This window comes from Exiguobacterium flavidum (genome assembly GCF_003344535.1).
Classification (GTDB): Bacteria; Bacillota; Bacilli; order Exiguobacteriales; family Exiguobacteriaceae; genus Exiguobacterium_A; species Exiguobacterium_A flavidum.
The window spans coordinates 191,796-214,206 of sequence record NZ_QPKS01000006.1 but is presented as its reverse complement, the minus strand read 5'-3'; the positions used below and the strand labels follow the sequence as shown (position 1 = coordinate 214,206).

Sequence of the window (22,411 nt, the reverse complement as noted above, 5' to 3'; positions counted from 1 at the left end):
GGATCCAGAAAGAAAATGCCCCTGCATGTAAGAACGTACGACTGTGATGACTGTGGAAACAGCTTGGACCGAGATTTGAACGCAGCGATCAACTTACAGAACTCAAAAGAATACACGGTGTTGGTGTAAAAAAGGGAGCGTAACTGCTGGTAATACAACGCAACATATACGGCTTCACATACGGTGGGCTACATCGGAATCTACGCCTGTGGACTATGGAGAAAACTCTCACAGGAGAGACATAGGACGAAGCAGGAACTTATCTAAGACAGGACGTGAACACGTCCGTATATGTTTTTAGTGGCAGCGTGTATACTTGTGATGTACTTTTGAAAGAGGTGGATTGGTAATGAAGAAAAAAGCACATTCGAAAGAAGTGAAACAGGCGGCAATCGAGAAGTTGCACGAGCGTGGCGTGACGATGCACGCGATTGCTGAAATCGTCTATCAGATGCAAGCACCCTATACGATCGACTTGACGCTCGAGACTTGCATGTCCTCAGTGGAACGCGTCCTTGAGAAACGGGAGTTGCAACATGCGATCCTCGTCGGTGCGGAACTCGATATCCTGGCTGAGAAAGGTCTTCTCTCGGAACCACTCCTGTCGATCATTCGTTCCGACGAAGGACTGTTCGGGGTCGACGAGACGATTGCGATCGGTGCGGTCAACACATACGGATCGATTGCCGTGACGACGTTCGGATATCTCGATAAGGCGAAGGTCGGTATCATCAAGGAACTCGACACGAAACTCGACGATGGAAAAGTCAATACATTCATGGACGACATCGTCGCGGCGATTGCGGCGAATGCCTCAGGGCGCCTCGCGCACCGCCTGCGCGACAAGATGGATTATACGGCGGAAGAACTTGAGACGCGAAAAGGGACTTACTGATGAGGATGAACAAGAAGTGGCTGGCGCTTTCTGCCGTGCTGCTCGTTTTGCTTCTGACTATCGCCTATCAGGTGCGGGAACACGGTCATTTTCTTATTGACTGGCAACTGTCCGCCAAAATGGCGAAGGAGGATCCTGCGTTTTGGGTGAGTTTGCTGACGATTGCGGGTTCCGGAAGAGGGACGTTCGTCATCGTGACGCTACTCTCTATAGCGAGCTATCTCCTGTGGCGCGACAAGGCTGGCTCGATTTGGCTATTTCTCGCAACGTGCGCTGTCGCATTCGGCAACGAATATGCAAAGCTGGTTTTACAACGTGAGCGCCCGTCACTTAACGACTTCGTCGGAGGAGTGGGATACAGTTTCCCGAGCGGTCATGCTGCAATGGCGTTCGGTCTGTACATCGCTTTCCTGATGGTCGCTTGGCGATTCCTCGAGCGGTCGTATAGAGAAATCCTCGCAGGTGCGATGATCATGCTCGTCTTGGCTATGGGGATGACACGAATCGTCCTGAACGTCCATTTTTTGTCGGACGTCATTGCAGGCTATCTGTTCGCCGGGTTCCTTCTCTTTTCGACCTATGCGTTCATAGAACCTTATCGAAGGAAAGGTAGGATATAAGTGCTTCTCGTAGATGTAGATACATTGTTGCTCAGTGAACAGGAAGTGAGCGGGCTGACTGTCCCGACGTTGCTCGTCGATCGGACGGAGCGAAAGCGTTTCATGACGATGCGCGGACATCTCCGGCTGAAACGTCTCGTTGAGGCAGAACAGATCATCCCGCTGACGGATCTTGATGAGGGATCCTATAAAAAAATCGAGCTCTTCCAAATCGATGCACCGCCGAAATGGGCGATCATCGGTTGGGGGAACGCGATTCTGAAGGATGGCAAGCATGACAAACGATACGACAACTGGCTTCGCCAACATGCTCTTCCAGCAGATCTTGATGCGGCTGTGACCTATTTGAAGGAACAGCTCGATTTTGATTCGTTGATCGTACACGGCAGCCGGGTCGCGGCATCGATTGACGGTCACCGCTTCGAGACGGTCGAGGAAACGGGTGAGGTATTGTTACAAGCCGTATATGACCGCTTCCAGCAGAATAAAGGCTAAGAATATCAAATAAGAGAGTGGGCATCGTCATTTGACGAGCCCACTCTCTTATTTTTCCTGCTGTTCAATAGGCGATGTCGTCGAACCAGTAGACACCGACCGTGTCAGCACCGGCGTGCGTCAGGATCGACGGACCGAATTGGCTGATCTCGATCGAGACATCCGGCAAGCGGGGCGACAGAATCGCTTTGAGTTGCTCCGCCTCCTCGGGTGCCATCGTCTGACTGATATGCAGTCTTCTGTCGTGCAAGCCATTTTTGGCGACGAGCGAGACGATTTCATCCGCCATCTCCTTGAAGGCCTTCTTGAACGAACGGACTTTCTTGAATGGGACGAGAACACCTTTCTCGTCGAATTTGACGATTGGCTTGATGTTCAGCATGTTCGCGAGCAGGAACTGGCTGCTAGATACACGCCCGCTGCGCCGCATCGTTTCAAGATTCCCGATGATCAAGTAGAAGTGGGAATGGTGTTTGAACTGCTCGAGCACATGCATGACCTCTGCCGGTTTTTTGCCGCGCGAGGCGAGGTCCATCGCAATGCGGAGCAGCTCTTGCTGGTTGGCCGCGCCGGTGTAGGAATCGAGGGCGTATACTTTGAAATCGGCAGCCTCAGCTGCAGCGACCGAACTAGAAAAGGTGCCGCTCAACCCGCTCGTGATGTGGATTGCGTAAGCGTAGTCGTATCCTTCGGCTTTCAAACGTTCATAAAGTTCGACGAGCGTGCCGAACGAAGGCTGTGATGTCGTTGGGACGACTTTCTCCTTTTCCATCCGCGCGTATAGTTGTTCCACCGAGAGATCTTCATACTCGAGAAAAGCCTCACCTTTGATGATGATCTGTGTCGGTACAACATGGATTCCGAGCTTCTCCGCTTCCCCGTTCGGGAAGAAGGCCATGCTGTCGGTAACCCAAGCAATCTTATCCATACCGTTCGTTCCTCCATTATCTAAAAAATTCGCAACGAGCTCATCATATCACACAGTGAAAGCGGAAACACTAGCCCGCCCGTTTTTCTTCATTCTCGACTTCGGAATAGTGTCCAATTCCTGAACTTATGCCAAAGACGATTGTGGCGGGAAGCAACCATGCCATGCTCTCTTTCGCGAGCGGAAGAGAGGCGAAGGCAGTCTCGAACATCTCTGGCAGATATCCGAGGTTATCGACAGCCCCGAACAGCGAGAACATCGAAATCGTCCCGAGCGTCCAGCGATAAACGGCCTCTGGTCCTCTCAGCCATGGCTTGAGGAAGGACAGGAAGATGAGACCGATGACGACGGGATACAGGAAGAGCAGGGTCGGTAGCGCAACAGCGATCAATGTCTCAAGACCCGCGATCGAAATGATCAATCCAAGTGCTACTGTCGTGATCCTCGTCGTACGCAGCGACAGGCGCGGAAAAGCCGTAGCAGCATATTCAGCGAAAGCGGAGACGAGCCCGACGGACGTCGTCAGGCAGGCAAGCAGGATGGCGAGCCCGAGCAGGATGATACCTGTCATACCGAACGTGTTCTCGGCGAAATGTTTGAGCAGGGCAGCGCCGTCAAGTGAACCGGCGGCTCGATAGCTGCTTGCGCCGAGATAACCGAGACCCGTATAGACGAGTGCGAGCGCGATTGCAGCGATCCCACCGGCCTGCAGCAGAATCCGCAGTCGATCTTTCGATTGCGTGACCGCCTTCGCCCTGATCGTCTGCAGGATGATCGCTCCGAATACGAGCGCCCCGAGTGCATCGAGCGTCAAATAGCCCTGCAGGAACCCCTCGAAGAAAGCGCCTGTTGCGTCTGTGTAACCGGCTTGGGGAGAGCTGACGGCAGACAAAGGATTTACAATGCTGCTGATGCTCAAGATCGAGAGAGCGATCAGCAGGAGCGGAGTGATGAAGCGCCCGATGACATCCAGAAGTTTACCGGGACGCATGACGAGATACAGTGTCAATCCGAAGAAGATGAGCGATGACACGAACAAGGAAGCCGTGGAGTCAGCCATGAAAGGCGATATTCCGAGCTCATAGGTGACCACCGCCGTCCGGGGAATCCCGAAGAAAGGTCCGATCGCGACATAGAGCAGGAATGTCAGGACGAAGGCAATCTTCTTCGGAAGCGGTGAAACCAGTTTGCTGATGCCGCCGTCTGCCCAGGCGATTGCCATGAGTCCGAGGAAAGGCAGACCGACACCGGTCAATATGAAGCCGGACATAGCGGGGACGAACTCATACCCAGCCATCGCACCGAGAGACGGGGGGAAGATCAAGTTGCCCGCCCCGAAAAAGAGGGCGAAAATCATGAATCCGAGCGCGGTGATATCTTTACGTTTCATCATTCTTAAAAATCCTCTCTCTGAATATTCCTGCTTTACTATACCATCGTCATAAGAAGGGAAAAAGAATTTTTCGACAATTTTCTCATGACGAACGGAAAGAGGACTCTCCGCCTCGAAGACGAAGAATCCTCCTGGTTCATTGTGCGAATGAAGACTTGTTTTTCTTCTGCCGTTTTAGTTTATGGAGTAGCCAAGCGTGAACGACTTCACACGACTGGCGGGGCAATGTCAGCTCCACTAGCGTCTCTCGTGAGTGGCCGAGAATCTTAAAGAGTCCCGTCTCCTCATCGATTGGTGAAATACTCATCGAACCTGCGTCATTCAATGATAGCTTTCGTTCGCCGAGTGCTGCGTCCTTCAATTTCAAGATGCTGCCGTTCGTCGCGAACTTCGTGAATGAGGCGATTCCGTTCACTTTCAGCTGTTCCATTAGAGTTCCTCCCTCTCAAAAACCAGACTGGATTGACCTCTTCTAAAAAGGTTATCCCTATTATAGCGAAGCTGCAGAAAGATGCCATGACAATCTCATTAGAAAATTCAGAAAAATAGGTAATGGTTTTGTCATATAGCCTCGTTTTGGAAATATAGGTGAACAAAACGAGAAAATGAGATATGAAAAAAACGTCTGAACGGAAACCCGCTCGACGTTGAAAGTTCATTCCACCTCGAAAATCCAATTCTTCTTTCGATAAATGAGTGCTCCGCGCTTTACGATTGACTCTTTTCCGGCTTCGAAATCCTCAGATAGCACCTCCATGTCCTCATATCGCCCTGCGACATAGATAGGCAACGTCAGTTGGCGTGAAAAAATGGATCGGCTGATTTTATCAAGATCTATCAAAATACCAGATGGGAGCATCGCTCGTAACTTCCTGACGACTTCCGGAATGACCGGCTCGATATGACTCAATTTGCTTTCAATCACGAGCTTATGGCGAAGCAATTTAGCGACCGCTTGCTCGAGTTGTTCCCAGTGACGCAAATAGAGGAAGGAATGCGCGCCGTTCTTTTCGCTGAAGTAGGCGATTTCATTCTGGACGGACTTCAGGAAGGGACTTGGCATCCCACGTTTCATATGCATAAGGAAGAGAATTTCTGCTATCTCGACGTCAGTCAATGTATCGAGCGTCTGAAGGGAGCGGACGTCGATCGCAGTGATAGGCTGCTTCTCGACATCCTGAGAGGCGACGAAGCTCTTCAGCTCATGTGGCTCAAGGTAGGAAAAGCGTGTCCGGAGCGATTGGCGGGCTTGTTCAAACTTTCCGCCTGAGACGATCAGCGGACGATTTATAGGATTCATCACCAGGAAATCAGCCAATGTGACGCCAGCCATGGTCAACCGCTGATTCTCAGTGTCTTCATATAGGTAGAGCAAAGATCTAGACATCCGCAGGGTCCCCTTCCTTCAAATACTTCCTAGTCTCTTCCATACTAGCAAAAAGGTAACGGCAGCGAAAAGGATATTTCCTCAGGAAAAGGGGCATAAAGTAAAATAGAAGGGAAAAGAGGTGAACGAGGTGTGGGGACTTAGAAAACCATTCCCGGAGCTGACGACGGAACGCTTTTTGCTCCGAGAGCTCGAGAGCAGGGATGCGAAAGATCTGTTCCAAATTCTCTCGGATGACGACGTGATGTATTACTATGGTTCCGATCCGCTGGTCACGGTATATGAAGCGAAGAACGTCATCAGCTATTTCAAGGAGCAGTTCGCGCAGGGAAAGGCGATCAGATGGGCGATCGCAGACCGTCAGACGAACCGACTGATCGGGACGATCGGCTATCATAATTGGCTCGCACAATATCATCGCGCGGAAATCGGTTTTGAAGTGAGTCAGACGTGGTGGCAAAAAGGAGTCGCTTACGAGGCGGCGGGAGCCGTTTTGACACACGGATTCGATCATTTCGATCTTCACCGGATCAGCGCGCTCGTAGCTCCGGAAAACGTCGCGTCGAACGCTCTCGTCCAGAAACTCGGTTTTCAGGCTGAAGGACTGCTGGAGGATTATGCATACAGCCATGGACGCTTCATGGACTTGACGATGTACCGGATGCTCGCGTCCGAGTGGCGTGATCGTCCTGAACGAAAATGACATTGAGAGGAAGCTGATTTCATGACTAAGACAAGATTGACCCTAATCCACGGATTTTGCGGAGGACCTGGCTATTTCGACAAGGTGAAAGGAAGACTTGAACGTTCGTTCGACGTCACGCTCCTGACTTTGCCTGGACATGATGGTGCCGATGCGGGACCGGAGATGATCGAGGAGTTTGCGGCCTGCGTATTGGAGAGTATCAGTGAAGAGGATGAGAAGCCGGTTTTGATCGGCCATTCTTTCGGCGGATATATCACTGCTTCAATTGTCGCATCCCATCCGGAAAAATTGAGCGGATTCGGTCTCGTCTATTCGACAGGAAGACCCGATACCGATGAAGCGAAACAAAAAAGGGATGCAAACATCAAAATCATTCAAGAACAGGGAATCCGTCCTTTCGTCGACGGGATGATACCCGGTTTATTCGCAGACGACGCGGATGCGACCGTGGTCGAGCATGCACGTGACATCGGATATGAAACTTCTGAAGAGGGCGCGATCCGTGCGCTGAAGGCGATGCGGGACCGGGACGACTATGTCGATGCTTTGAGTGAAGCAAAAATTCCTGGGCTGTTGATACGCGGGGAGGAAGACGACCTCATTCCAGAAGAGCGTGCTTTCGCACCTGACGGCGAACACTTGACAAAGGTCGTGACGAAGAGCGGTCACATGGGGATGCTTGAAGACCCGGATGCATTTTGTGAAGCGATCGAGGGATGTTTTCTTTCGAAATGATATTCTCCGCTTCTCGCGGAGCTTTTTTTTTGCATTCACTGTCATATTTCTTAATGATGGATATGGAGGGGATAAGTATGAAGATAATTGCGATTGAACCGACACCAAGTCCGAATAACATGAAAATCATCGTCGACGAAGTGTTCACTGAAAAAGGAAAGACATTCGAACATGCGATGGGTGCACCTGAGCATGTGGCGAAGCTACTCGATATCCCGGGAGTGAAATCAGTCTATCAAGTCAGCGACTTCCTCGCGGTCGAGCGTTTTCCGAAGTATGATTGGCGTTCACTCGTCATCGAAATCAGACGTGCGTTCGGCGAGGAACTGTCGGATGCTGAGACCCATGCGCCGAGTGCCGAATTCGAGGCGGTACATGTATTCGTACAGTTCATTCTCGGTGTCCCGATGCAGATCAAAGCTGTCAAAGGGACGGAGGAACGTCGAAAAGGGCTGCCGGAACGTTTCCGTGACACGGTCCTGTACGTGCAACCGTTCGTGACGAACGTCATCAGTGACCGGCGGTGGGTCGAACAGGCCCCGAGGTACGGCGAGCTCAATGCCGTCCTGGCAGAAGTGGAACAGGAAATCGATATCGCGTACCCGGAAGACCGTCTTGAACGACTGAAGAAGCTTGCTCAAGGTGACAGCGTAACGATTGCACGTGAAGGTGCAGAGTCGAAGGACTGGAAGGAACGTTTTGCGGTTCTGGATGAACTACCGATCGAACGTTCACAGATTCCTACGTTCTCCCGCCTTCTTCAGGATGAAAAAATGCAAATCAGGCGGCAGGCGATCGTAAAAATGGGCATGTTCGAAGAAGGGCGTGAAGAGCTGCTTGAATATGTGACCAACGCCCTACATGATCCTTCAGGCATTGTCAGACGGACCGCGGGAGACACGCTATCCGACTGGGGGTTGACTGAAGCTGAGCCTGCGATGATCGAAGCTTTGCGGGACAAGAATAAGCTCGTTCGTTGGCGGGCGGCACGCTTCCTCTTCGATGTCGGAACGGAAAAGGCAGTCAAACGTTTGAAGGAAGCAGTCCGTGATCAGGAATATGAGGTAGCTTTGCAGGCAGAACTCGCTCTCGCACGAATAGAAAGTGGGGAAGAAGCCTTAGGGACGGTGTGGCAACAAATAAACCGTTTGATGGATGAAAGTTCATAAGAACTCAAAAAAATACTGACTTTTCGCTTTCATTCGACAAATTTTTTCGCTGTCGAATGCATATATATAAGACTCATCCCAGTAAAAAAATTGTAAAAAAGACCTATATTTCTTGTCATACAACTGAAATCAACTTGAAATGAACCGGAAATTGAAACAAATTCCCTGATTTTAGACATCTATTCTAATGGGGATTATTGGATAAGTGGTTTGAAACAAATTTTTAACACGAAATGTCGAATCATTAAAACTCTTCTTTTTTTGTCAGCTGGTACATTGAAATTACGAAAGCAGTCGTAAATAGATGGCTGCGAGAAATGGACCGTGCCGAGCGGGAAAAGGGGATATGCGTGATGATGCTATTTGCGGAGACTGAATTTGCAGTTGGTTACAAGGAACGGAATGAATATGGGATCGTCGTCACGATTGAAACGAACGACAGCCGTACACTGACGCTGATGGCGCCGGCGAACGCTGGCGACTGCATCTGTGACGAATTATTCTTGACCGGGCTTTCGGAACTTGCAGCTTGTCCGGAAATGATCGAGAATCACGTCCCGGTCGCTTGAAGAACACTTGATGGTCGAATGATGTATTCATAGGCCGAACGGAGCAAAGACGAGGTTATCCTTGTCTTTGCTCCATTTTCTTTATGGTAAAATGAAGAAGTATACATATCATTTTGAGGAGTTGAACGCGGATGAGACGATTGACGAGTGTGCTGCTCGCAAGCAGCCTGCTTTTTGCTGTCGGATGCGGCAAGGAGACTGAAGAGAAGACGGCCGGTAAGTCCGAACCCGTAAAACCGATCGCCATCAGTGTGGCTGCTTCTATTGAAGAAGACGGCACGATTGATGCGAAGGTGACGCTGACGAACGAGAATGAAAAAAAGACGAAAGTGACGTTCAACAGCTCGCAACGATTCGAACTGCGCATGCTTGATGAAGAGGAACAGGAAGTCTATCTATATTCAAAAGACCAATCATTCACGCAAGCGCTTGAAGAAGAGACATGGCAAGCAGGTGAAGCGAAGAGCTACGACGTCGAAATCAAGCAGGATTTCGAACCGGGCGTTTATCAGCTTGAGGCGACGAGCCTCGCCGCAGCAGAAGGTGCACCGGAGATCAGCATGATCGATCGTCAGACGATCAAAGTCGAGAAACAGGAAGTTGTCGAAGCTCCCGTCGAGGAAGCGGATCAACCTGTCGAAGAGACGGAAGAGCAAGCTGCTGCTCCTCAAACGAAGGGCGATTTCCGTGATGTCGTCATCAAAAAAGATGGTGAAGGATACCTCGTGACCGGCAAAACGGATCAAATCGAATTCGAATGGTCGATTCCGGGTACGGATAAACAAGGTTCGATGGAGGCGACCACGGGAACATTCGAAGTACGCCTGAACATGACTGCTGATGAGATGAGCCAGTATAAAGAGGTCGTACTACAATCAATCGAAGGAGAGGCGCAGACCTTCGACCTGAAATGATAATGATCAGCGTAACCGCTGGAAACAGGAGGAGTTTGACGTGAAGCAGCAAGAAATCATCCGAGCGATCGGTGTGAAACCCGTCATCGATGCAAAAGAGGAGATTCGTGAACGGATCACTTTTCTGAAGGAATATGTGACGAAAGCGAAGGCGAAAGGTTTCGTTCTCGGTATCTCCGGAGGCCAGGACTCGACACTCGCAGGGCGAATTTGTCAGCTGGCGGTTGAAGAGTTACGCGAGGAGACGGGAGACGACTACACGTTTTATGCTGTGCGCCTGCCGTATGGTGAACAAAAGGATGAGGAAGACGCTCAGCAAGCCCTGGATTTCATCCGTCCGGACGAATCACTTAGCGTCAACATCAAAGCGGCGGTCGATGCCTCTGCTGCGGCCTTTCTCGAGGCGACGGGTGAGGCGATCAGCGATTTCCATAAGGGAAATACGAAAGCACGTGAACGGATGAAGGTCCAGTACGACCTTGCCGCCCATTACGGCTGTCTCGTCGTCGGAACGGACCACGCGGCCGAGTACGTCACAGGTTTCTATACGAAACATGGTGACGGAGCATGTGACCTCACTCCGCTCTCCGGTTTGAACAAACGTCAAGGACGCTCCCTGTTACGTGAGCTCGGTGCACCTGAACGGTTGATCGTCAAAGTGCCGACGGCTGACCTTGAGGAAAACAAGCCTGGTCTTCCGGATGAAGTGGCGCTGGGCATGACCTACGAACAGATCGATGATTATCTCGAGGGGAAAACGATCGACCCTGAGATCGCGCGTAAGCTCGAAGGCATCTATGAACGCGCAGCTCACAAGCACCATATGCCGGCATCACCGCACGACTCATGGTGGCGATGAGCATCGGGGGAACAGGACAATCAAAAAAACGATTGAGCGGCAATGCCGTTCAATCGTTTTTTGATTGCGGGAGAAAAGCAAGGATGGCGAGAAGCGTGAACGCAGTGAAGCTCATGAGCGGGATCGTCAGGAAACCGAAGTAGTTGACCCACTTGATGAGACAACCGCTCGTACAGAGTTCATCCCCATTCGGGATCCGCTCGAGGATGACATGATATGTAGAGACCGAAAACCCGAGCAGTACATACAGGCGGACGAAAAATACATCGACCGGACGTGAACGGAACAGCGTCACGAGCAGATAAATCGCCGTCGTATACATGAATATGCGTTGCCACCAGCAAAGCGAACATGGGATGAATCCTCTTACTTCGCTGAAATATAGGCTTCCGATCGTCGCAGCCACGGAAATGATCAGCATGAAATGATGACGTGACATTTAACCCTTCCTCTCTGACGTGGTAAACTAGTGCCATCTTAATCATGAGGAGTCGAATGAGACATTGCAAGTGTCAGAAATGGAAATGTTGATCACGTTATCCGAAGAATTGAACATGCGCCGGGCAGCCGAGCGGCTGTTCGTCTCGCAACCGGCACTCAGCCAGAGGTTAGTCGCAATCGAAAGACGCTGGGGGACGAAGCTCTTCATCCGCTCATCGAGGGGACTCAGCGTGACACCGCAAGGCGAAAAGGTCATTGCGCTCGCCAAGGAGATGAACCGGAAGGAACACGAACTGCGGAGCGAGTTGACTGCCGAAGAAGGGGAGGTCTACGGTACGTTGCGTATCGCAGTCGCCTCGATCATGGGACAGTACTGGCTTCCGAGAGTGCTGAAACGTTTCGTCGAGCGTTATCCGCATGTACGCGTCCAGCTCGTCACGGGATGGTCGAGTGAGATGATGCGCCATATGCTAGAGGAGCATTTCCATATCGGGATCATCCGGGGGAATCCAGATTGGAAGGGCGTCAAGGAAAAGCTTTTCGCCGACCCGCTTTATCTCGTAGACAGTGAATTGTCTTCAATCGAACAATTGCGTGAGACGGACCGCCCGTTCGTCCAGTTCAAGAGCGATTCTACCTACTATCAAGAAATTCTTGAATGGTGGCAGGACCGCTTCGCGAGTCCGCCTTCAAGGACACTCGTCGTCGATCAGATCGAGACGTGCAAACAGATGGCGTTACACGGCATCGGATTCGCGATTTTGCCGGAATCGACGATCCATCAAGCCGAGGGCGTGATGAAGATCCCGCTCAAAACCTCGGCCGGAAAGCTGTTGAAGCGGGATACATGGATTTTGTCGACCGAGTCGATGCTCGAGTTGAAACAAGTGAAAGCCTTTTGGGACATCGTAAAGGAAGAGGGAGGATTTTTGTAAGATGGAATATGCAGTAGAGATGCGGCGCGAGCTTCACAAGATTCCGGAGCCGGGCTACAAGGAGTTCAAGACCCAGGCATTCATTCTCAGTCAGATCAGAAGCTACCCGTCTGACCGGGTCAGCTATGACACCTTCGAGACAGGTGTATTCGTCAGGGTAAAAGGGTTGACGGGGCACAAGACGATCGGATACCGCGCGGATATCGACGGTTTGCCGATCGAGGAGGCGACGGGACTTGATTTCAAATCCGAACACCCGGGCTTCATGCATGCGTGCGGTCATGACGTCCACACGGGAATCGCCCTTGGGCTGCTCAAACGTGTCGTCGAGCTTCCGGTGATGGACGATATCGTCTTCTTCTTCCAACCGGCAGAAGAAGGACCGGGAGGAGCGGAGCCGATGCTGAAAAGCCCTCTCTTCCCTAAATATCGTCCAGATGAGATGTATGCCTTGCACGTCGCGCCTGAGTATCCGGTCGGTACGATCGCTAGCCGTCCTGGTGTCCTCTTCGCGAGCGCGCGCGAAGTTCATATCACGATCTATGGGCAGAGCGGGCATGCGGCCTTCCCGCATTTGACGATCGATACGGTCGTCGCGCAGGCTGCCCTCATCATGCAACTTCAGACGATCATCAGCCGTTCGATCAACCCGATGAACTGTGGTGTGATCACGATCGGCAAAGTCGATGCCGGTATCCGCGAGAACGTCATCGCGGGCAGGGCGAAACTCGACGGTACGATGCGAGCCTTGAACGGCGATGACATGGAGAAGCTCGAACTGCGCGTTCGCGAAATCGTTCGCGGCATCGAGTCGTCGTTCGGTGTCAAGATCGACCTTCACTTCGGCAATCGTTATTATGAGGTGGTCAACGATAAAAATATAGTAGACAAGTTTTCCGCTTTCGTTAAGATGAACGCCCGCTACATCGAATGCGACGCGGCGATGACGGGTGAGGACTTCGGGTTCATGCTGAAGGAAATCCCGGGAATGATGTTTTGGCTCGGCATCGACAACCCGACCTCAGGGCTTCACCAGCCTACACTCGACCCGGATGAAGCAGCAATTCCGTTCGCGATCGACATACTCGATCACTACTTCCGGGAATATGTTTGATGCTTGTCTAATCTCATAGAATTTAGCCGGTCCTGCTGTCATTTTGATGGCAGGATCGACTTTTCGAACATTTTGTGAAAAAAATCACGAAAATATTGTGAACAATTTGTTACATCGACGCTTGAGAACAGACACAAAGGATTATGTTCTTTAAGATACGGATATAAACTATAGATAGACACAACAGGAAGAGGGGGCAACACGCATGTTCAATGATCCCGTCATGCTCAGTCGTATCTTGACAGGGCTAACGCTAGGGTTCCACATCATTTTTGCGACCGTCGGTGTCGGCGTTCCACTCATGGTGCTTGTTGCTGAGTACATCGGTATCAAACGCAATGATCAACATTACATTCTCATGGCTCGTCGCTGGACGCGAGGTTATATCGTAACAGTCGCGGTAGGTGTCGTCACCGGTACGGCCATTGGTCTTCAGCTTTCACTGTTATGGCCTTCTCTCATGCAGGTGGCTGGTCAAACGATCGCGCTGCCGCTTTTCATGGAGACATTCGCCTTCTTCTTTGAAGCGATTTTTCTCGGGATTTACCTCTATACGTGGGATCGGTTCAAAAATCCTTGGCTTCACTGGTTGATCGGTATTCCGGTCGCGATCGGTGCGACTGCCTCTGCTTTCTTCATCACGACGGTGAACTCGTTCATGAACTCGCCGGAAGGTTTCAAGATCGTCAACGGCGCGTTGACTGAAATCGAGCCGCTGAAGGCGATGTTCAACACAGCGACGCCGACGAAGGTCTCACACGTCATCGTATCAGCTTACCTGACTGTCGCGTTCATCCTCGCCGCCATCGCGGCGTTCCATCTCCTTCGGAAGAAGGCGCTCAGTGCGGCTGAAGTGACGTATCATAAGAAAGGCTTGCGCCTGACCGTCATCGCCGGATTGATTTTCGCCTTCTCGACTGCGCTCATCGGTGACTTCTCAGGCAAGTATCTGGCGAAGTATCAACCGGAAAAGCTCGCTGCCGCAGAATGGCATTTCGAGACGACGGATGAAGCCGAATTGATTTTTGGTGGATATCTCGATGAACAGGCTGACGGAAGCTACGAAATCAAAGGTGCGCTTAAGGTCCCTTATGCATTGTCGATCCTTGCAGGAGGAGCGCCTTCGACTGAAGTCATCGGTCTGAACGAATTCGCGAAGGAGGACCAGGCGCCGCTCTTCGTCCATTACTTCTTCGATCTGATGGTCTCGATCGGCATGTATCTCGCTGCGATCTCTGCGCTCTTCGTGATCGCTTTCAGGCTGAAGCGCCTCAATCCGTATAACAAATGGATACTCCGCGGCATCTTCATCGGCGGACCGCTCGCGGTTCTGTCGATCGAAGCAGGATGGATGTATGCTGAAATCGGACGTCAGCCTTGGACGCTCTATGGAATCATGCGGACGGCTGACGCAGCGACGACATCGACGCATGTCGGACCGATGCTCATCCTGTTCAGTCTGCTTTATCTGCTTCTCGGAACGGTGAGCTCGGTCGTCCTCATTCGCATGTTCAAAAACAATCCGGCTGGAAAAGAGTTGGCGGAAGCGCATCACACACGTGGTGAAGCGATGTTCGCCGACGATAAAAAATAAGGGGGGAACGGTATGGACGTTCAAACGCTTGGAATAACCGTACTCTGGACATTCCTCTATGGATACCTTGTCGTTGCCTCGATTGACTTCGGTGCTGGTTTCTATGCATTCTATTCAAAATACACGAAACGGGATCATTTGACGAACAAGTTGATCTTCCGTTATCTTTCACCGGTCTGGGAAGTGACGAACGTCTTCTTCGTCTTCTTCTTCGTCGGACTCGTCGGATTCTTCCCGGACACGGCTTACTACTACGGCACGGCGCTGCTCGTCCCTGCCTCGATCGTACTCGTCCTGATCGCGATTCGCGGAAGTTTCTATGCTTTCGCGAACTATGGGTCGAATGACAGCATGTTCTACACGTTCCTTTACGGAGCGACTGGTCTGTTGATTCCTGCCGCGATGTCGACGACTCTTACGATCAGTCAAGGCGGATTCATGCGGAAGACAGAAGAGACGGTGACGTTCCTCGGTACGAAACTTTTCACTAACTTCTATTCGTGGACGGTCGTATTGCTCGCAGTAGTCTCGGTGCTCTATATCAGTGCCATGTTCCTCCTCTACTATGCGGACAAGGCGAAGGATGACCCGGCCCGTGACCTCGTGCGCAAATGGGCGCTCTTCTGGAGCGGTCCGACCATCCTTGCTTGCGCGCTCGTGTTCTTCGGATTGAAGAACCAGGCGGCATGGCATTATGAGAACATCCTGAACGGAAACTGGTGGTGGTTCGCGGCGAGTTTCGTCTTCTTCGTCATCGCCGTGACGCTCGTCTATCTGAAGAAGAACTACGGACTGGCGTTCCTTGCTGTAATGGCTCAATATGCCGTCGCATGGTTCGGTTACGGATATACACATCTGCCGTATATTCTCTATCCGTACATCGATATCAACAAGGCTGTCGTCAACGAAACGATGGCGACAGCACTGGTCGTCGTCTTCATCTTCGGATTGCTGTTGCTGATTCCGGCACTCTATCTGATTTTGCGGCTGTTCCTGTTCGACAACGATTATGTCTCGGGCAAGCACTCGAAAAAGGCATGATGAGGCTTTAAAGAAGATAAATTCATTAGAGAAGACAGGCCTTTTCCATCGAAGTGATTCGAGGGCAGGGCCTGTCTTCTTTCGTTCATAGTATTTCGTTGTCTTTTCGGTTACACTACTACTGATATTGAAGTTGATGGCAAAGGAGTGTTTATGGAATGAATGGTGAATTTGCAGTTATCGGACTAGGCCGCTTCGGAGGTTCGATCGTCCGGGAACTTTCGAAGAATGGATACGACGTACTGGCGATCGATGCCGACGAGGAACGTGTCAATGAGTTCATGGGGATTGCGACGCATTCCGTCATCGCGGATACGACGGATGAGAACGTACTGAAGAGTCTCGGGATTCGGAACTTCGACCATGTCATCGTAGCAATCGGGGAGAACATCCAGGCGTCCATCCTGACGACCTTGATTCTCAAGGAGCTCGGGGTGCAATCGATCACCGTAAAGGCGACGAACGATTACCATGAGAAAGTCCTTCGGAAAATCGGGGCGGATTTCATCGTCCATCCGGAACGTGACATGGGCGTTCGGATCGCGAACGGCTTGATGAGTCAGAATATCCTCGACTATCTCGACCTGTCGCAAGAGTTCTCGATCGTCGAAATCAAGGTGAGCGACCGGATGGCAGGGCAAACTTTGATCGATCTCGATCTTCGCAGCAAATATGGCGCGAATATCGTTGCCATCAAACGCGGCGAAAACGTCATGATCTCGCTTCAGGCGGATGAATTGATCGAGAAAGGGGACTACCTCGTCGTCATCGGAGAGAACGAAAATCTCGACCGGCTCGAGCGGGCGATCCACAAGACGTAAGCAGGCGGGAATCAAGGGAGCCGATGAAGATGTCAGATGGAACCAGGCATGGGAACTATGAACGATCATTCGTGATCAGGAGAGCGACCGGAGACGATGCCGCTGAACTTGGCGAATTGATGGGGGAGCTCGGTTATCCGGCGACCACGGAACAAATGACAGGTCGTCTCGAGGCCATCAATCGTGAGTCGAACTATCTTACGTTGATTGCTGAAATGGACGATGAAGTGATTGGAATGGCAGGAGCCTTCGCCGGCCTGGCTTTCGAAAGCGATGAAAAGTATGTACGGATCATCGCACTCGTAGTCAAGAAAGCATTCCGGAACAGGAAGGCTGGGAAATGTCTGGTCGAAGGAATCGAGGACTGGGCTACCGATCAAGGAATCAAGAAAATTGCCGTCAATACCGGAAACCGCAGGGGCGAGTCCCATTCCTTCTATGAGAGGAACGGATTCGAGGGAAGCGGCATCGGCTACTACAAACGCCTGTAATCGTTTGGGCATTAGCGAAAGAGGGTCACATGCTCCGGTTTAAAACCCGTGGATGTGACCCTCTTCCGTGTCTAAATGAAGTTTCATGAATCATTCTTCTCAGATCAGGTTGAATTTCTTCAATCCGTGTGCGATGCCGTCCTCGAGGATATGTTTCGTGACGTAGTCGGCAGCGGCTTTCGTCTCCTCGAGACCGTTGCCCATCGCGATTCCTGTCCCGACGAATTTCAGCATCTCGAGATCATTGAGCGCGTCACCGAACGCGAATGTATTCTCGACCTTGATGTCCGTCAGCTTGAGGAAATGTTTGATTCCCTCTGCCTTCGAGGAGCCGGCATTGATCGCATCCATCGCATGCGGATGCCAGCGGATGAAATCGAATGCGGCATAGTTGTTCGTATATTCAGCCTCGTCCTCCGGCTTGCAGTAGACGAGTGTCTGGAAAATATCTTCAGTCTTGTAATGGTCTGGTGCGTATACGGGTAAAGGAATATCGAGCTCGCCTAGAGAAGCGGCGACGTTCTCATCCGCTGCCTTCGTCGTGTAGCCCGCCTTCTCGCCGAGGAAGACGAGGGTGTGACCGTTGCGACTCGCCCGTTCCGTGAGATGCTCGAGTTCCATCGTCGGTTGAGGACGTTTGTAGATGACCTCGTTCTGATGAATGACGATCTGACCGTTGTAGCCGATGACCGTATCGATTCCAAGTGTCTCCCGTACGCCAGCGAGCATCGCTGGTCCGCGTCCCGTCGCAATTGCGACGTAAACCCCGTTCTCCTGAAGTTGTTTGACTGCTTTCTTCGTAGATTCCGGAATGAAGTCACCGTCATGTAGCAATGTTCCATCGATGTCGAAAAAGACGACTTTCTGCTTTGCCATGGGTTCACCTTCTCTATCATTGTATAGTGGGGGATCTTCCCCCTTACGCGACCTAGTATAGCACAACGTGAAGCGGTGAGCAGAAGCGGGGATTTGAAATGGTGAAAACAAATGCGCTTTTCGTGTATAATAACCTAAGGACGAAAAACAATGGACTGATAAGGAGTTGCTGAAGAATGATTTTTAAAGTATTTTACCAGCCGAGACGATCGGAAGCCCCGGTTCGGGAGCGGACGGAAGTCATGTATATCGAAGGGGAGGACGTTCGCGACGTGCGCACGGCGATCGACCATCTTCAAAAGGAAATCAATGTCGAGTTCATCCGTGAAGTGAGCGGCGATTTCCTGACGTATGAACAAAAAAATCCTGACTATGCCGTGGCGACGTTCGAATGAAGTTCGTCAAGAACCACCAGGCAGCCGTCTTCGCTTTAGGCGGACTCGGCGAAATCGGGAAAAACACGTACGTCGTTCAATTCCAGGATGAAATCATCGTCATCGACGCGGGCGTCATGTTCCCGGAAGATGAGCTCCTTGGAATCGACTACGTCATTCCGGATTACACGTATCTAATCAAGAACCGCGACAAAGTAAAAGGGGTCTTCATCACGCACGGACACGAAGATCACATCGGCGGTTTGCCATTTCTCCTGAAACAGGTCAACCTGCCGATCTATGCGGGGAAAATCGCACTTGGCCTGATCAAGGTGAAACTCGAGGAGCACGGCTTGTTGCGCCAAGCAGAGCTTCACGAGATCGATGAGGACTCCCTCATCAAGTTCCGCAAGACGAGCATCTCATTCTTCCGCACGACACACTCGATCCCGAACTCACTCGGTGTCGTAGTCAAGACGCCGCAAGGCAACATCGTTCATACAGGAGATTTCAAGTTCGACTTCACTCCTGTCGGTGAACCGGCAGACCTGGCCAAGATGGCGGAACTTGGAAAAGAGGGCGTACTCTGCCTTCTGTCCGACTCGACGAACGCTGAGATCGAAGGGTTCACGATGAGTGAGCGCGTCGTTGGGGAGACGATTTCTGATACGTTCCGCAAAGCGGACGGCCGAGTCATCTTCGCAACGTTCGCCTCGAACATCTATCGTCTGCAACAAGTGGTCGATGCCTCTGTCGAGACAGGGCGTAAGATCGTCGTGTTCGGACGCAGCATGGACAAGGTCATGATGATCGGTCAGGACCTCGGATTCATCAACGCACCGAAGGGGACGATCATCGAGCCGAACGAAATGAAACGCTACAAGGCGAATGAATTGACGATTCTTTGTACCGGTTCGCAAGGTGAGCCGATGGCTGCCCTCAGCCGGATCGCGAACGGTACGCACCGTCAAATCTCGATCATCCCGAACGACCTCGTCATCTTCTCGTCTTCTCCAATTCCTGGGAATGTCGTCCCTGTCGGCAAGACGATCAACCAGCTCTACAAGGCCGGTGCGGACGTCATGTACGGCAAGTTGAACGACATCCATACTTCTGGACACGGCAGTCAGCAAGAGCAATTGCTCATGCTTCGCCTGCTCAAGCCGAAGTATTTCATGCCGATTCACGGAGAGTACCGGATGCTCAAGAAACACATGTCGCTCGCGATCGAAGCGGGTGTCGAACCGGATAACTGTTTCGTCATGGATAACGGCGAAGTGCTCGCGCTCGACGCGAACGCCGCTGCCATCACAGGCAAGATCCAAGCGAATGCCGTCTACGTCGATGGTAAGGGAATCGGAGATATCGGGAACATCGTTCTGCGCGATCGCCGTATCCTGTCAGAGGAAGGCCTCGTCGTCGTCGTGGTAACACTCGACTCGAAGACGAACCGTCTTGTCGCTGGACCGGACATCATCTCGCGCGGTTTCGTCTACATGCGTGAATCGGGCAATTTGATCAAAGATGCCGAACGTATGTTGAAACGCTCGCTCGATCAAGCTCTTTCGAACCGCAACACGAAATGGACGGACATCAAGCAGATCGTCAACGATACGCTCACACCGTATCTTGCTGAAAAAACACAACGCCATCCGATGGTCATGCCGATCATCATGGAGGTATAAGGTTGAAGCCTAGCGAACTTGCTAGGCTTTTTTTGATGACTATTGAAAAAATGGATATATATTCCTATAATGAATCTAAAGAAACGTGAAAACAGGAAATGGAAAGTAGGGAAGCCTGATGGAGGTAGGAATCGCGCGTCAACCGATATTGAACGCGGCAGGAGAGGTAGTTGCATATGAATTGCTCTATCGTCGTTTGAATCCATCCATGAACGAGGTCGACTGGGACCTCGCAACGATCGATGTATTGACGAATGCACTCGTCCATATCGGGCTTGAACGTGTGTCGAACCAAAAAAAGACGTTCGTCAACTTCACGGAAGGGCTGCTTAGAAGTGACTTGATCAATCAGCTCGACCCGGGTCAGTTCGTCATTGAGATACTGGAGACGATTGAGATCGATTCGCACATCCTCAGTTTGCTCGAACTGTGGAAGAAACGAGGGTTCATGCTTGCGCTCGACGATTTCGAATTTGACCTCATCCGCAATTTCGGCAGTGAGCTGTTTGACTTGATCGATTTCATCAAGGTCGATGTGACAGCGATGGACGATGTACACCAGCAAGTTTTGCTCAAGGTCGTCTCGAGCAACTATCCGCATATTCGCATGCTTGCTGAAAAGGTAGAGACGCATGAAGTGCATGCTCTTTGCGACCGGAGAGGCTATCATTTCTATCAAGGGTACTATTATGCGAAACCGCTCCTTTTGACCGGGAAGGCACTGCCTGTCCGGATGTCATCCATCCTGCGCGTCGTGCGGTTGCTACAGGATGAGGCATCGCTCGAAGCCATCACGGCTGCGATCGAGCAACAGGTACAGCTGAGCTATCAACTGCTGCGCCTGATAAATTCTCCAGGAGTCGGTGTCAGGAACGAGGTATCCTCAATCAAGCACGCGCTTATTCTGCTCGGATACAAGGAAGTGAAGCGGTGGATCCATATCCTGATGCTTCGGGAAATGAGAGAAGCAAGCCACCTGATGTGGTCGGAAGAAATCACCCAATCGGCGTTGTTTAGGGCGAAATGCTGTGAACTGCTCGCAATCGAGACGGGCAGATTCGATGAATCGAGCAGTTTCCTGATCGGGATCCTGTCACAGCTCGATGTCTTGCTCGACATGCCGATGGAAGATATCTTACGTGAGCTTCCCCTGAACGAGAGCATTCACCAAGCGCTGACCGGCCAAGGCAACTCGCTTCGGGCGATGCTCGATTTCGCGATTGCTGCCGAACGCGGGAAGTGGGATGATTTGACGTCCTATGCAAAGGAGTTCGACATCGATATGGCGATTATCGAGTATATTCTGCGCGCTTCGCTCAGCTGGGTCGAGGTACATCGGCGCATCGATGAATTCGAGCCTGCATGAGGTCGGCCGAAAAGGGACGGAGTAAGGAAAGAGCCGCGTCACCAAAGGATTGATTCCTCTGGCGATGCGGCTCTTGCGGTTCTTGCAGTAAAACATCAAATGGCCGGCCCATATTCCTTGAACGGGTCATCCTTGTCGATCCGGTCATAGAACATGATGCCGTCAAGGTGATCATACTCGTGCTGACAGACGATCGCCTTCATGCCCTTGAGGCGGAATTTTACGGGATTTCCGTTATGATCGATGCCAGTTAGGGTAATACGCATATAGCGCGGCACATGCCCTTCGACGACGCGGTCGACGGATAGGCAGCCTTCGCCTCCGGTCAGGTAGGTCTGTTCGACCGAGTGGCTGATGATCTTCGGGTTGTAGATTCCGAACTCGAATATCTCATCGTTCTCATCAGGAAGCCGGATAGCAAACATCCGCTTGTTGATGCCGATTTGAGGAGCAGCGATGCCGATGCCGCTGCGAAGGTCATATTTTTCTGCGGTTTCCGGGTCTTGGCTGTTGCGCAAAAACTCTTGAAGTTTGTACATTGTCTCTTTGTCTTCTTCCGAGAGCGGGAAGGACACATCTACCGAACGTTCGTGGAGCGATGCGATATCCTCCCGAATGATCTCATTCATGGTGATCATGAATAACACCCCTTTCTACTAAGAAAATTATAGCATAATTTCTTGGGAGGGTTGCTACTGACACAGTTTGAGGAGAGCAGGTGATACAGAAGATATGGAACCGTTTGATTGTGAGTGTATTCACAAGGGGTCGAGTTTAAAAAAATAAAACTTTTCCTTTGATTTTATAGGATAGAGAGTTTTATACTTGTAACGTAATGAACAGGACACATTGCGTCGACTGGTCATGTTAATACAGTTTACTCAACTGAATAGGTACACAGACTGCATGTTCAAGGATTAGTCATTAGGACTTTCATTTTTGGACACTGTTTTCATGTGTTCGAGTCAGTCAGAGGAATATTTCGCTGTGAGCAGTGAAAGGA

General features: G+C 51.2%; 26 protein-coding genes. 19 read left to right on the top strand and 7 right to left on the bottom strand.

The genetic code is table 11. The annotated features are described in order from the left end of the window. Positions 1 to 15 precede the first annotated feature (15 nt). The 4 genes from DFG60_RS13810 (at position 16) to DFG60_RS08015 (ending at position 2,010) form a co-directional block, all read left to right on the top strand. Positions 16 to 129 (top strand): zinc ribbon domain-containing protein, encoded by a 114-nt coding sequence (locus DFG60_RS13810; protein WP_114571232.1) that lies wholly within the window; start codon positions 16 to 18, stop codon positions 127 to 129. A 220-nt stretch (positions 130 to 349) separates the two neighbouring features. Beyond that, positions 350 to 895, top strand: a complete 546-nt coding sequence (locus DFG60_RS08025) for a phosphatidylglycerophosphatase A family protein (RefSeq protein WP_114571231.1) — start codon at positions 350 to 352, stop codon at positions 893 to 895. Then, positions 895 to 1,515, top strand: coding sequence for a phosphatase PAP2 family protein (locus DFG60_RS08020; RefSeq protein ID WP_114571230.1), 621 nt, complete (start codon positions 895 to 897; stop codon positions 1,513 to 1,515). The genes DFG60_RS08025 and DFG60_RS08020 overlap by 1 nt, the downstream gene beginning before the upstream one ends. After that, entirely contained in the window at positions 1,516 to 2,010 is a 495-nt protein-coding gene (locus tag DFG60_RS08015; protein ID WP_114571229.1) for a hypothetical protein, read from the top strand. Positions 2,011 to 2,074: 64 nt separating this feature from the next. Here the strand turns inward: DFG60_RS08015 and DFG60_RS08010 are convergent, their stop codons facing one another. The 4 genes from DFG60_RS08010 to DFG60_RS07995 form a co-directional block, all read right to left on the bottom strand. Then, on the bottom strand, positions 2,075 to 2,938 hold the full coding sequence (locus DFG60_RS08010; protein WP_114571228.1) for a DegV family protein: 864 nt from the start codon (positions 2,936 to 2,938) through the stop codon (positions 2,075 to 2,077). A 70-nt stretch (positions 2,939 to 3,008) separates the two neighbouring features. Continuing rightward, the gene (gene brnQ, locus DFG60_RS08005) at positions 3,009 to 4,331 is read right to left on the bottom strand and encodes a branched-chain amino acid transport system II carrier protein (RefSeq protein ID WP_232818667.1); all 1,323 of its coding nucleotides are present in this window, start codon (positions 4,329 to 4,331) and stop codon (positions 3,009 to 3,011) included. A 136-nt stretch (positions 4,332 to 4,467) separates the two neighbouring features. Beyond that, complete coding sequence (locus DFG60_RS08000; protein ID WP_114571227.1) at positions 4,468 to 4,761, bottom strand: hypothetical protein; 294 nt, start codon at positions 4,759 to 4,761, stop codon at positions 4,468 to 4,470. Between the two features lie 225 nt (positions 4,762 to 4,986). Beyond that, entirely contained in the window at positions 4,987 to 5,718 is a 732-nt protein-coding gene (locus tag DFG60_RS07995; protein WP_114571226.1) for a hypothetical protein, read from the bottom strand. A 121-nt stretch (positions 5,719 to 5,839) separates the two neighbouring features. Between DFG60_RS07995 and DFG60_RS07990 the strand changes: the two genes are divergently transcribed. The 6 genes from DFG60_RS07990 (at position 5,840) to nadE (ending at position 10,670) form a co-directional block, all read left to right on the top strand. Further along, positions 5,840 to 6,421: a GNAT family N-acetyltransferase gene (locus tag DFG60_RS07990; RefSeq protein WP_232818666.1), complete on the top strand. Its 582-nt coding sequence runs from the start codon at positions 5,840 to 5,842 to the stop codon at positions 6,419 to 6,421. A gap of 21 nt (positions 6,422 to 6,442) precedes the next feature. Further along, the gene (locus tag DFG60_RS07985) at positions 6,443 to 7,159 is read left to right on the top strand and encodes an alpha/beta fold hydrolase (RefSeq protein WP_114571224.1); all 717 of its coding nucleotides are present in this window, start codon (positions 6,443 to 6,445) and stop codon (positions 7,157 to 7,159) included. A 77-nt stretch (positions 7,160 to 7,236) separates the two neighbouring features. Beyond that, the gene (locus tag DFG60_RS07980) at positions 7,237 to 8,328 is read left to right on the top strand and encodes a conserved virulence factor C family protein (RefSeq protein ID WP_114571223.1); all 1,092 of its coding nucleotides are present in this window, start codon (positions 7,237 to 7,239) and stop codon (positions 8,326 to 8,328) included. 353 nt (positions 8,329 to 8,681) lie between these two features. Then, entirely contained in the window at positions 8,682 to 8,897 is a 216-nt protein-coding gene (locus tag DFG60_RS07975; protein WP_114571222.1) for a hypothetical protein, read from the top strand. Positions 8,898 to 9,028: 131 nt separating this feature from the next. After that, positions 9,029 to 9,811 (top strand): BsuPI-related putative proteinase inhibitor, encoded by a 783-nt coding sequence (locus DFG60_RS07970; protein ID WP_114571221.1) that lies wholly within the window; start codon positions 9,029 to 9,031, stop codon positions 9,809 to 9,811. 40 nt (positions 9,812 to 9,851) lie between these two features. Continuing rightward, positions 9,852 to 10,670 carry an ammonia-dependent NAD(+) synthetase gene (gene nadE, locus DFG60_RS07965; protein WP_114571220.1) on the top strand — a complete coding sequence of 273 codons (819 nt, stop codon included), beginning with the start codon at positions 9,852 to 9,854 and terminating at the stop codon, positions 10,668 to 10,670. Between the two features lie 49 nt (positions 10,671 to 10,719). Here the strand turns inward: nadE and DFG60_RS07960 are convergent, their stop codons facing one another. Continuing rightward, on the bottom strand, positions 10,720 to 11,109 hold the full coding sequence (locus tag DFG60_RS07960; RefSeq protein ID WP_114571219.1) for a disulfide bond formation protein B: 390 nt from the start codon (positions 11,107 to 11,109) through the stop codon (positions 10,720 to 10,722). Positions 11,110 to 11,173: 64 nt separating this feature from the next. Between DFG60_RS07960 and DFG60_RS07955 the strand changes: the two genes are divergently transcribed. The 6 genes from DFG60_RS07955 (at position 11,174) to DFG60_RS07930 (ending at position 17,107) form a co-directional block, all read left to right on the top strand. Then, positions 11,174 to 12,046: a LysR family transcriptional regulator gene (locus DFG60_RS07955; protein ID WP_114571218.1), complete on the top strand. Its 873-nt coding sequence runs from the start codon at positions 11,174 to 11,176 to the stop codon at positions 12,044 to 12,046. Position 12,047: 1 nt separating this feature from the next. Beyond that, a complete protein-coding gene (locus tag DFG60_RS07950; protein WP_114571217.1) occupies positions 12,048 to 13,160 on the top strand; it encodes an N-acetyldiaminopimelate deacetylase in 1,113 nt (370 codons plus the stop codon). A gap of 205 nt (positions 13,161 to 13,365) precedes the next feature. Next, a complete protein-coding gene (locus DFG60_RS07945; protein WP_114571216.1) occupies positions 13,366 to 14,754 on the top strand; it encodes a cytochrome ubiquinol oxidase subunit I in 1,389 nt (462 codons plus the stop codon). Positions 14,755 to 14,766: 12 nt separating this feature from the next. Next, the gene (locus tag DFG60_RS07940; RefSeq protein ID WP_114571215.1) at positions 14,767 to 15,795 is read left to right on the top strand and encodes a cytochrome d ubiquinol oxidase subunit II; all 1,029 of its coding nucleotides are present in this window, start codon (positions 14,767 to 14,769) and stop codon (positions 15,793 to 15,795) included. A gap of 158 nt (positions 15,796 to 15,953) precedes the next feature. Continuing rightward, positions 15,954 to 16,616: a potassium channel family protein gene (locus tag DFG60_RS07935; RefSeq protein ID WP_114571214.1), complete on the top strand. Its 663-nt coding sequence runs from the start codon at positions 15,954 to 15,956 to the stop codon at positions 16,614 to 16,616. Between the two features lie 29 nt (positions 16,617 to 16,645). Further along, on the top strand, positions 16,646 to 17,107 hold the full coding sequence (locus tag DFG60_RS07930; protein WP_157964503.1) for a GNAT family N-acetyltransferase: 462 nt from the start codon (positions 16,646 to 16,648) through the stop codon (positions 17,105 to 17,107). 99 nt (positions 17,108 to 17,206) lie between these two features. Here the strand turns inward: DFG60_RS07930 and DFG60_RS07925 are convergent, their stop codons facing one another. Next, positions 17,207 to 17,983 (bottom strand): Cof-type HAD-IIB family hydrolase, encoded by a 777-nt coding sequence (locus tag DFG60_RS07925; protein WP_114571212.1) that lies wholly within the window; start codon positions 17,981 to 17,983, stop codon positions 17,207 to 17,209. 176 nt (positions 17,984 to 18,159) lie between these two features. Here DFG60_RS07925 and DFG60_RS07920 point away from each other — a divergent pair, with 176 nt between their 5' ends. From DFG60_RS07920 to DFG60_RS07910, 3 genes are all read left to right on the top strand, one after another. Beyond that, on the top strand, positions 18,160 to 18,378 hold the full coding sequence (locus DFG60_RS07920) for a DNA-dependent RNA polymerase subunit epsilon (protein WP_114571211.1): 219 nt from the start codon (positions 18,160 to 18,162) through the stop codon (positions 18,376 to 18,378). Next, a complete protein-coding gene (gene rnjA, locus DFG60_RS07915; protein WP_114571210.1) occupies positions 18,375 to 20,042 on the top strand; it encodes a ribonuclease J1 in 1,668 nt (555 codons plus the stop codon). The genes DFG60_RS07920 and rnjA overlap by 4 nt, the downstream gene beginning before the upstream one ends. A gap of 118 nt (positions 20,043 to 20,160) precedes the next feature. After that, complete coding sequence (locus DFG60_RS07910) at positions 20,161 to 21,408, top strand: EAL and HDOD domain-containing protein (RefSeq protein WP_114571209.1); 1,248 nt, start codon at positions 20,161 to 20,163, stop codon at positions 21,406 to 21,408. A gap of 95 nt (positions 21,409 to 21,503) precedes the next feature. Here DFG60_RS07910 and def read toward each other — a convergent pair whose 3' ends face one another. Further along, positions 21,504 to 22,046, bottom strand: coding sequence for a peptide deformylase (gene def, locus DFG60_RS07905; RefSeq protein WP_114571208.1), 543 nt, complete (start codon positions 22,044 to 22,046; stop codon positions 21,504 to 21,506). Between the last annotated feature and the right edge of the window lie 365 nt (positions 22,047 to 22,411).